The 9,083-nt window shown below is 72.9% G+C and carries 9 protein-coding genes and 2 pseudogenes; 4 read left to right on the forward strand and 7 right to left on the reverse strand.

Features of this window, described 5'->3' with window-relative positions; genetic code table 11:
* The first annotated feature begins 213 nt into the window (after positions 1–213).
* Positions 214–855, forward strand: a complete 642-nt coding sequence (locus tag ACZ4VW_RS30280; protein WP_467967927.1) for an IclR family transcriptional regulator — start codon at positions 214–216, stop codon at positions 853–855.
* A 222-nt stretch (positions 856–1,077) separates the two neighbouring features.
* Here the strand turns inward: ACZ4VW_RS30280 and ACZ4VW_RS30285 are convergent, their stop codons facing one another.
* Complete coding sequence (locus ACZ4VW_RS30285) at positions 1,078–2,031, reverse strand: ArsR/SmtB family transcription factor (RefSeq protein WP_467967929.1); 954 nt, start codon at positions 2,029–2,031, stop codon at positions 1,078–1,080.
* 68 nt (positions 2,032–2,099) lie between these two features.
* Between ACZ4VW_RS30285 and ACZ4VW_RS30290 the strand changes: the two genes are divergently transcribed.
* Together ACZ4VW_RS30290 and ACZ4VW_RS30295 are read left to right on the forward strand one after the other, a co-directional pair.
* Positions 2,100–3,299 (forward strand): alpha/beta hydrolase family protein, encoded by a 1,200-nt coding sequence (locus tag ACZ4VW_RS30290; RefSeq protein ID WP_467967931.1) that lies wholly within the window; start codon positions 2,100–2,102, stop codon positions 3,297–3,299.
* Between the two features lie 9 nt (positions 3,300–3,308).
* Positions 3,309–4,103: a S16 family serine protease gene (locus ACZ4VW_RS30295; protein WP_467967933.1), complete on the forward strand. Its 795-nt coding sequence runs from the start codon at positions 3,309–3,311 to the stop codon at positions 4,101–4,103.
* Here the strand turns inward: ACZ4VW_RS30295 and ACZ4VW_RS30300 are convergent.
* From ACZ4VW_RS30300 to ACZ4VW_RS30320, 5 genes and pseudogenes are all read right to left on the reverse strand, one after another.
* Positions 4,036–5,342, reverse strand: a pseudogene (locus ACZ4VW_RS30300) (MFS transporter). The gene ACZ4VW_RS30295 and the pseudogene ACZ4VW_RS30300 overlap by 68 nt on opposite strands.
* Complete coding sequence (locus tag ACZ4VW_RS30305) at positions 5,339–5,515, reverse strand: hypothetical protein (RefSeq protein ID WP_467967935.1); 177 nt, start codon at positions 5,513–5,515, stop codon at positions 5,339–5,341. The pseudogene ACZ4VW_RS30300 and the gene ACZ4VW_RS30305 overlap by 4 nt, the downstream one beginning before the upstream one ends.
* Before the next feature lie 22 nt (positions 5,516–5,537).
* Positions 5,538–6,119 carry a helix-turn-helix domain-containing protein gene (locus tag ACZ4VW_RS30310; RefSeq protein ID WP_467967937.1) on the reverse strand — a complete coding sequence of 194 codons (582 nt, stop codon included), beginning with the start codon at positions 6,117–6,119 and terminating at the stop codon, positions 5,538–5,540.
* 221 nt (positions 6,120–6,340) lie between these two features.
* Positions 6,341–7,036 (reverse strand): hypothetical protein, encoded by a 696-nt coding sequence (locus ACZ4VW_RS30315; protein ID WP_467967939.1) that lies wholly within the window; start codon positions 7,034–7,036, stop codon positions 6,341–6,343.
* 93 nt (positions 7,037–7,129) lie between these two features.
* Entirely contained in the window at positions 7,130–7,603 is a 474-nt protein-coding gene (locus ACZ4VW_RS30320) for an Lrp/AsnC family transcriptional regulator (protein ID WP_355112431.1), read from the reverse strand.
* 121 nt (positions 7,604–7,724) lie between these two features.
* Between ACZ4VW_RS30320 and hppD the strand changes: the two genes are divergently transcribed.
* The gene (gene hppD / locus ACZ4VW_RS30325; RefSeq protein ID WP_467967941.1) at positions 7,725–8,870 is read left to right on the forward strand and encodes a 4-hydroxyphenylpyruvate dioxygenase; all 1,146 of its coding nucleotides are present in this window, start codon (positions 7,725–7,727) and stop codon (positions 8,868–8,870) included.
* Positions 8,871–8,983: 113 nt separating this feature from the next.
* On the opposite strand, the pseudogene ACZ4VW_RS30330 reads toward hppD, so the two are convergent.
* Positions 8,984–9,083: pseudogene (locus tag ACZ4VW_RS30330) on the reverse strand (IS481 family transposase); the annotation flags it as partial.

Below are 9,083 nucleotides of genomic sequence, written 5' to 3' on the forward strand. Positions count from 1 at the left end.
CGGTCGCTCACGCCCGGATTCTGGACGAGGTCTTCCGCTGAGCGGAGTGGCTCGCTACTGTCCCCGCAATGCAAACGCCCCGTGGCAGCGCCGCCGCGGAGCGCAGCCGGTGCGCATGGCCTGCCGGCGGCCTCTGACGTGCGTCGCCGCGGGACCGGCGCCGCTGCTCTCGTTTGAAGGTCCGCCGTCACTCACTCCGAAGGAGAGGGCGTCGTGACCGCGGAAACCTCCCAGACGCTCGACCGGGGCCTCAGGGTCCTCAAGCTGCTCGCCGACACCGACCACGGCCTGACGGTCACCGAGTTGTCCAACAAACTCGGCGTCAACAGGACCGTCGTCTACCGTCTGCTCGCCACACTCGAACAGCACGCGCTCGTACGACGCGATCTGGGCGGTCGCGCCCGGGTCGGCCTCGGCGTGCTGCGACTGGGCCGCCAGGTCCATCCGCTGGTCCGCGAGGCGGCACTCCCCGCGCTGCGCTCGCTCGCCGAGGACATAGGGGCCACGGCCCATCTGACGCTCGTCGACGGGGCGGAGGCGCTGGCGGTCGCCGTCGTCGAACCGACCTGGACCGACTACCACGTGGCCTACCGGGCCGGTTTCCGTCACCCGCTGGACCGGGGCGCGGCGGGCCGCGCGATCCTCGCGGCCCGACAGGGCAACCTGATCGAGCCCGGCTTCACGCTGACCCACGGTGAGCTGGAGGCCGGCGCGAGCGGCGCGGCGGCTCCGCTGGTCGGAGTCACGGGCATAGAGGGCAGCGTGGGCGTCGTGATGCTCGCCGACGCGGTCCCGGAGCGGGTGGGGCCGAGGGTCGTGGACGCGGCCAGGGAAGTCGCCGACGCGTTGCGCTAGGGCGCGCGGCGGCACGGGCTCCAGGGCGCCGGCCCTATGGTCCTGGGCCGAGGCCCTGGAGCCGCTGCACGTACGGGTGCCTTGCGCCCGTGGCTTCGACGGTTCGGGGTGTCGACCCGGGCCGGGCCCGCGGTACACGCGGATGCCCCGCCGTACGCGCGGGTGCCTCGCCGACCGGGGCGGCGTACCTGGCCGGCGTACCCGCGCCGTCGGCGCCGCGCGTCAGGCGTCGCCCACCAGCAGCGCACCCAGCGCCGTCCTCCGGTGTTCCACCGCTCGTCCCGCTCGCGCCGTCGTGATCAGGCCCGCGCCCCGCAGCGCCGACGCGTGTGCCGACGCCGTCGCGTTGCTGACGCCCAGGCGGCGGGCCAGGGCCGTCGTCGTGTGGGCGTCGGTGAGCGCGCGCAGGAGCGCGAGGCGGGTGCCGCCCAGGACCGTGGCCAGGGACTCCTCCGTGCCGGGCGCCACGTCCGGCGTGAGCGGCAGCCCCGGCCCCGCCGCGTACGTCACGACCACCGGCCGGCCGGGCAGGTCCTGGACGAGTGGGTGGCCGGTCCAGTGGAAGGTCGGCAGCAGGACCAGCCCGCGCCCGGCGAGGGCGATCTCCCGCCCGCCCGGCGTCTCCCACTCCCAGACGCCGTCGCGCAGCCGGGTGCCGGGGACGAGCGCCGGCAGGGCCGCGCCGACGCCGTGTTCGGCGGCCGTCAGGGCGTGCCGGGTGAACTCCGCCCGGTGCAGGTCCTGCACCTGCGACCACACCGGCGCCACGACCGTCTCGAACGCCGCCCGCTGCGCGCGGCGCAGAACCTCCCGGGCACCCGTCCCGCCCGCGTGGAGCTCCCGGATCCACCGCGGGGACGGCCGCCCCGCGTACACCCGCTCGAGCTCCGAGCGCACCAGCTCCCGCGGGGCACCCGCCACCAGGTCGAAGCCCTCCGCGGGCGTCTCGCCGAGCACGTCGAGGAAGCGCGGGGGATCGCCCGCCGGGACCAGGTCCGCCAGCGGCGCCACGACGTCCGGAAGGGACCGCAGCACCCGTTGCCGCCAGCGGCCGAAGAGCAGATCGTCACCGCCGAGCAACGTCATGAACGCCGCGTTCAGCTCCGGCACCGGGGCCGGCCGGGCGGCGAACCGTACCCGGGCGAAGTCCTCCGCCGTGAAACGGATCCGGGTCACCGCACAAGCCTTTCGTCCACAGCCTCAACCTTCGCGGAGGCTGCCGGCCCGGCGGCAGCCTGTCCCGCATGACACCTTCTCCCATGACCCGACGGGCCGTCACCCGGGCCGCCTTCGCCGCCGCCGCGACCCTCACCCCGGCCCTCCTCCCGGCCACCGCCCGCGCGACCATCCCCACCCCCGCCCCGGACCCCGACCCCGCGCGCGGCCTCGTCCTCCGGCTGCCCCCGCCCACCGGCCCGTACAAGATCGGCGCCACCACCCTCCACCTGGTCGACGGCTCCCGCAACGACCCCTGGCTGCCGGCGATCGGGGTACGGGAGGTCATGGTCACCGTGCACCACCCGGCCCGAACCGTCCGCGGATATCCGCGCGCGCCCCAGCTGACCGCGGACGCCGCGGAGCTGTTCACCGTCCTCGCGCCCTGGACCCGCCCGGGCCTGCCCGACGCCGGGGTCGACTGGGCGGCGACCCGTACGCACACCCACCCGGGCGCCCCCGTCCTGCCCGGCCGCAGGCCCGTGCTGCTCTACAGCCCCGGGGGCGGCGACGCCCGCACCATGGGCACCTCGCTCGCCGAGGAACTGGCGAGCCACGGCTGGGCCGTCGTCACCGTCGACCACCCGGGGGACGCGAGCGAGGTGGACTTCCCCACCGCGCGCCCCGGACGCGACAAGGTGCGCCCCACCGTCTTCACCGGGCAGCCCGACGCCGAGCAGTTCCGCACCATGATCGACACCCGCCTCGCCGACATCCGGTTCGTCCTCGACCGGCTCGAAGCCCTGGAGGGGCCCCTCGGCCGCGCCCTCGACCTGGGGCGGATCGGGATCTACGGGCACTCGGCCGGCGGCACCGCCGCCGCCCAGACGCTGTACGACGACCCGCGCGTCACTGCCGCCGTGAACCTGGAGGGGTACCTGGACCAGGCCGACGGCACGCTGTTCCCGGTGGCCCGGTACGGCGTCGACCGGCCGCTCCTGCTGCTCGGCACCGACGGCTTCCGCAACGCGCGGCTCGACCGCTCCTGGGCCGCCGCGCTCGCCCGCTCCGGGGGCCTTACCCGCCGACGGCAGCTCGACGACGCGGACCACTGGGTGTTCACCGACTACGCCGCGCTCGTGCCGCGGCTGCACGCCGCCGGCCTGATGAGCACGGCCGACCGGGTGCGGCTCGTCGGCGCGATCGACCCGAGGACGTCCGTGCCCGCCGTCCGCCGGGAGGTCCGCTCGTTCTTCGGCCGTCGGCTGCCGGTGAGGGCCGCACAGTAGATTGGGGGCGTGCTCTCCCGTCTCACGCGTCACCGTGCCCTCGCGCTCTGCGCCCTGCCCGTCGCCGCGCTCTTCGCGGTGGTGGGGCTGGCGCCGCTGCCGTACGCCATCGCACAGCCCGGCTCCACGGCGGACGTGCTCGGCAAGAACAAGGGGCGTGAGGTCATCACCATCAGTGGCGCGCCGGTCCGTCCGACCCAGGGCAAGCTGTTGATGACGACCATCGTGGCCACCGGGCCGAGTGTCGACAACGACTTCGGAGACGTCGCCGACGCCTGGTTCCGTACCGACCGGGCCGTCCTGCCGCGCGATGCCGTCTACCCTCCCGGGAAGTCGGACGCCGAGGTCGAGAAGCACAATCTGGGCGAGATGAAGGAGTCGCAGGACGCCGCCACCCTCGCCGCCCTGAACCATCTGAAGCTCGACCCGAAGGACGTCAGGGTCACGCTCCACCTCGCCGACATCGGCGGACCGAGCGCCGGGTTCCTGTTCTCCCTCGGGATCGTCGACAAGCTCGACGGCGACGGCTCGGGCGGTGACCTCACCGGCGGCCGGACCGTCGCCGGTACGGGAACGATCGAGCCGGACGGCACGGTCGGCGCCGTCGGCGGAGTCTCCCTGAAGACCCAGGCCGCCGGGCGGGACGGGGCGAGCGTCTTCCTCGTGCCGAAGGCGGAGTGCTCCGACGCGCAGGCGGAGCTGCCCGAGGGCATGCGGCTGATCCCGGTCTCCACGCTCAGCGACGCGGTGTCCTCGCTCCGGGCGCTGGAACAGGGGCAGGAGGCGAAGGTTCCGAGCTGCTGACGCGCGGCGGCACGGAGTCCATCTCGCGCCAGCAGGGGAACACCGTCGGGGCGAGCGTGGCCAGGAAGTAGACGCCGCCGAACGCGAGCAGCGCCACCGTCAGACCGGCTCCTTCGATCAGCTGCCCGGCCGCGAGGCCACCCAGCGGGGTCGTCAGGAGCACCCCGGCCGTCGTCACGCCGGAGACCCGGCTGCGCAGCTCGTCGGGGACGCGTTCGTACGCGACGGTGGCCAGGATCGGGTTGAGCAGGCCGGCGCCCAGGCCGCCCGCCGCCATGGTGACGAGCAGCGGAAGCGTGGTGTCGGTGAGCGCGGCCGCCACATAGGGCGGGGCCCCGCACAGCAGGAACCCGGCCGTGAAGAGGGCGCGGCGCGGGAAGCGGTGGCCGACCGCCCCGTACAGGAGTGCCGCGAGGAGCGCGCAGCCGCCGAAGACGGCGACGAGCAGACCGAGGGTGGCGGAGCCGCCGAGGTGCTCCCGGGCGTGGACGGGAAGCAGGATCGCACTCCAGCCCTGGTTGAGGCCGTTGGTCACCATCACCATCAGGACGACGCCGAGCAGCAGCCGGGAGCGGAGCACGAAGGTGTACCCCTCGCGCAGTTCGGCGCGGTAGCCGGACAGGGAGAAGGGGGCCGGGTCGGGCCGGGGCGCGGCGGACGGCACGTTCCGCAGGCCGACGAGCACGAGCAGGGCGGAGAGCCCGAAGGTGGCGGCGTCGAGGAGCAGGACGGCATCCGCGCCGATGACGGCGACGAGGACACCGGCGAGTGCGGCGCCGGACATCCGGGCGCCTCGCGAGACGGCGTCGTAGAGGCTCGCGGCGCGGGGAACGGGGTTCCCGCGCGGCGGGCCAGGTCGGGGACGAGGACGTAGCGGGCGGTCTCGCCGGGCGCGTGGAAGAGGCCGGTCACGGCCATCAGCGCGCACAGCATCCAGAACTCCAGCAGGCCGGTGCGGTGCAGGAGCGGGATCGCGGCCAGCGCGAGCGCGCAGACGAGGTCGGAGACGACGCTGATCCTGCGGCGCCCGATGCGGTCGATGACCGGGCCGCCGACGATCGCGGAGACGACGACGGGGGCGGCCGCGCAGAAGGCGACGAGGCCGGCCTTTCCGGGGCTGCCCGTGGTGTCCAGCGCGAACCAGGGGACACCGATGAGGGTGAGGGCGTTGCCCGTGATCGAGATGGCGTTGGCGGCCAGGACGGTGGCCAGGGGTGCCCGTCCTCCCGACGCGCTCATACGGCGCGCGGGTGCGGTCGGGCGGTGGCGGGGACGGCCAGGCGCAGCCCTAACGCGACGAGGGTCCAGCCCAGTTGGGTACGGAGCGGGGCGCGCGGCACGAAGTCGGCGGCGGCCCGGCGGAGTTCGGTGGAGCGCAGGCGGTGGAGCTTCAGGTGGATGTCGGTGTGCATGGCGTCCTCGGGGTCCCTTCCGTCAGGACTCGCGCTGGGGGAACGCGTGCAGGTGCATGCGTACGCGGGCGACGCCCGGCGCTTCGGTGTCGGAGCTCTGGTGGTACTCGTCGATCAGCGAGTGGATCTTGGCGTTGAGCTCGTGCAGTCGCTCGGGCGGCAGGCACAGGGTGAAGTCGCTCATGTCGCTGGCGCCGGCCCAGGCCGCGTCCCAGTCGTGGCGGGTGCCGAGCCAGGTGTTCAGCTCCTGGGTGTGGATGGTCGCGATCTCATGGAGGTAGACCTCCATGGCGCCCCGGACCTCGGGGTCGGCGTTCCGGTACAGCGACGCGTCGACCGACGTGCCCTGCTGGGCCGCCTTCCACCACCGCTCCCGGCCCTTGCCCCGGGACGGGTCGTCCTCCACGAAGCCGTGCGCGGCGAGCTGGCGCAGGTGGTAGCTGGTCGCGCCGCTGGACTCGCCGAGCCGCTCGGCCAGTTGGGAGGCGGTGGCGGGCCCGTTGTGCCGCAGGGCGCGCAGCAGCCGGATGCGGAGGGGATGGGCGAGCCCGCGCAGTGAGCGCGGGTCGAGCGTGCGGCTGACGCGTTCCTCGGGTGCGGACATGGGACGAGCCTAGAGTTGCAAAGAAAGGTGTGCAAGGGTTTCTTTGCAACTACTTCTTTGCGATCACCGCGCCCCATGTCCACCGACTCGTGGCGTTGTTCCGCGGGTGCATGCGCCCTGCGACTCGTCCAGGACCGACGCCACTTCAGGGGCGCCGGCGACGCGCCCCCGCACCCCGCCCTGGCGGCGGGGGAGTGGCACCCGCCGCGCGCCGCTTCATGTCACTCGGCGGGGGCGTCGTCGGCCGGGTCGACCCCATGCTGATCCCGCAGCGTGACGATGAGGTCGAGCCAGGCTTCGGCCCGCGCGCGGTTCAACGGGGACCGGTCGGCGTCAAAACCGTTCCACGAGCCCCTGCGTACCGTCGTGCCGCGGACGTCGGCCCCGCCGCGGAGGCAGCTGAGAACCGTACTTTCGATCATCTCTCGATGGGAGCGCGCTGTGCGGCTCCGCAGGGACGGGACGTGGGTGTCCCATTCGCCGAACACGCACAGCTCCGGAGCCAGCGTCTCGGCCTGGCGCCACACCTCCTCACTCCACGGCCCCATCCCCACCGTCGCACCGAGCACACCGCGCATCCACTGCCCGGATCCCCCGTTGATCGCACCGACGAGTGTGCGCCAATGCTGCTCCCGCCTTTGGGCCGGCTCTTTGTGGGGGTTCTGGCCGATGTGCACGCCGATCTGCACGGTCGGCTCGCTGGCGAGGCACAGATCGAACTGTCGCCGCTCCCCTTCGCCGCCCAGCCAGACGAGCTTCGCGCCGAGCACACGCGAGATCGCGTGTGAGGTGGGCGGTCGCCACGGCAGGCCGGGCGCGAGCCGGCGATGGACGGTGACGGTCCTGCGGTCGAAGCTCACCCGGGCGCGGGGCGTCGCCGCTGTCGTCATGCCTGGCCGGTCGATCGCTTTCGACATCTCTCCCCCAGAGCGGTGTGGGCGCCGCACTTCTTCGGCCTGGATCCTGGCCGCTCCCGGTACCCGTAGCAAGCCCCTCCACGGCTCCACCGCTCAGTCGACGTCCTCCGCCGCCTGCTCCACCAGCGGGATGATCCGCAGCGGCACGGGGTTCTCCATCACGATCGCGGTCGAGGCCCGCACGATGCCCTCGAAGCCGACCACCCGGTCGATCACGCGCTGGAGGTCCGCGTTGGAGCGGGCGACCAGGCGGCACAGCATGTCGCCGTGGCCGGTCGTCGTGTGCAGTTCGAGCACCTCGGGCACGGTCGCCAGATGCCCCCGGACGTCCGCGCCCTGGCCCTGCTTGATCTCCAGCGTCGCGAACGCGGTCACCGGGTAGCCCAGCGCCGCCGGGTCGACCTGGGGGCCGAACCCGCGGATCACCCCGTTCGCCTGGAGGCGGTCGAGCCGCGCCTGGACCGTGCCCCGCGCCACGCCGAGCCGGCGCGATGCCTCCAGGACCCCGATACGCGGCTCCCGCGCGAGCAGCACGATCAGACGGCCGTCCAGATGATCGATCGCCACAGCGGCCTCCACATGGTCATCCTGTACAAGTCTTCCGCTCATACTGGCCGGTGGCTGGGCACATTGACCACCCCGGAGGCGAACTATTGCGCAGCTTGCCGATCGGCGGGACTCTGCCCCCATGACTGAGACCATCCAGCAGACCCCCTCCACGGCGCGGCAGGCCGACCCCTTCCCCGTGAAGGGGATGGACGCGGTCGTCTTCGCCGTCGGCAATGCCAAGCAGGCCGCGCACTACTACTCCACGGCCTTCGGCATGAAGCTCGTCGCGTACTCCGGACCGGAGAACGGCAGCCGCGAGACCGCCAGTTACGTCCTGACGAACGGCGCCGCCCGTTTCGTGTTCACCTCCGTCATCAAGGCCGCCACCGACCGGGGCCGCTTCCTCGCCGAGCACGTCGCCGAGCACGGTGACGGCGTCGTGGACCTGGCGATCGAGGTCCCGGACGCGCGCGCCGCGTACGCCTATGCCGTCGAGCACGGGGCACGCGGCATCGAGGAGCCGCACGAGGTCAAGGACGAGCACGGCACCGTCGTCCTCGCCGCCATCGCCACGTACGGCAAGACCCGCCACACCCTCGTCGAGCGCTCCGGCTACGACGGCCCGTACCTGCCGGGCTTCGTCGCCGCCGACCCGATGGTCGAGCCGCCGGCCAAGCGCACCTTCCAGGCCATCGACCACTGCGTCGGCAACGTCGAGCTCGGCAAGATGAACGAGTGGGTGGCCTTCTACAACAAGGTCATGGGCTTCACGAACATGAAGGAGTTCGTGGGCGACGACATCGCGACCGAGTACTCGGCACTGATGTCGAAGGTGGTCGCGGACGGCACCCTGAAGGTGAAGTTCCCGATCAACGAGCCGGCGATCGCGAAGAAGAAGTCGCAGATCGACGAGTACCTGGAGTTCTACGGCGGCGCCGGCGTCCAGCACATCGCCCTGGCCACCAACGACATCGTGGCGACCGTGCGCTCCATGCGGGCCAACGGTGTCCAGTTCCTCGACACCCCGGACTCGTACTACGACACCCTCGGCGAGTGGGCCGGCGAGACCCGGGTGCCCATCGAGACGCTGCGCGAGCTGAAGATCCTGGTCGACCGCGACGAGGACGGCTACCTGCTGCAGATCTTCACCAAGCCGGTCCAGGACCGCCCGACCGTCTTCTTCGAGATGATCGAGCGCCACGGCTCGATGGGCTTCGGCAAGGGCAACTTCAAGGCCCTCTTCGAGGCGATCGAGCGCGAGCAGGCCAAGCGCGGCAACCTGTAGTTCCACGCAGACCGACGGGCCCGGGGCACCCGCCCCGGGCCCGTTCCGGCGCCGGCCCGCTGCGGCGCCCACGGGGGAGGCGCCGCAGCCGGCCGCCGCCCCCGCCGGACGACCTAGATGTATTGACCCGCAGGGTTGTTGACGCGGGTGATGGGTGGGTGTCCGTCGAGTGCGGTGTGGCAGCGGTGGTGGTTGTAGGTGTGGAGGAAGTCT

The organism is Streptomyces sp. NPDC029139, assembly GCF_055564335.1.

Bases quoted from the DNA above. Each gene is read 5' to 3' on its own strand.
- ACZ4VW_RS30310 (WP_467967937.1), bottom strand. From the start codon at position 6,119: ATGTCCGCACCCGAGGAACGCGTCAGCCGCACGCTCGACCCGCGCTCA.
- hppD (WP_467967941.1), top strand. From the start codon at position 7,725: ATGACTGAGACCATCCAGCAGACCCCCTCCACGGCGCGGCAGGCCGAC.
- ACZ4VW_RS30305 (WP_467967935.1), bottom strand. From the start codon at position 5,515: ATGCACACCGACATCCACCTGAAGCTCCACCGCCTGCGCTCCACCGAA.
- ACZ4VW_RS30290 (WP_467967931.1), top strand. From the start codon at position 2,100: ATGACACCTTCTCCCATGACCCGACGGGCCGTCACCCGGGCCGCCTTC.
- ACZ4VW_RS30315 (WP_467967939.1), bottom strand. From the start codon at position 7,036: ATGTCGAAAGCGATCGACCGGCCAGGCATGACGACAGCGGCGACGCCC.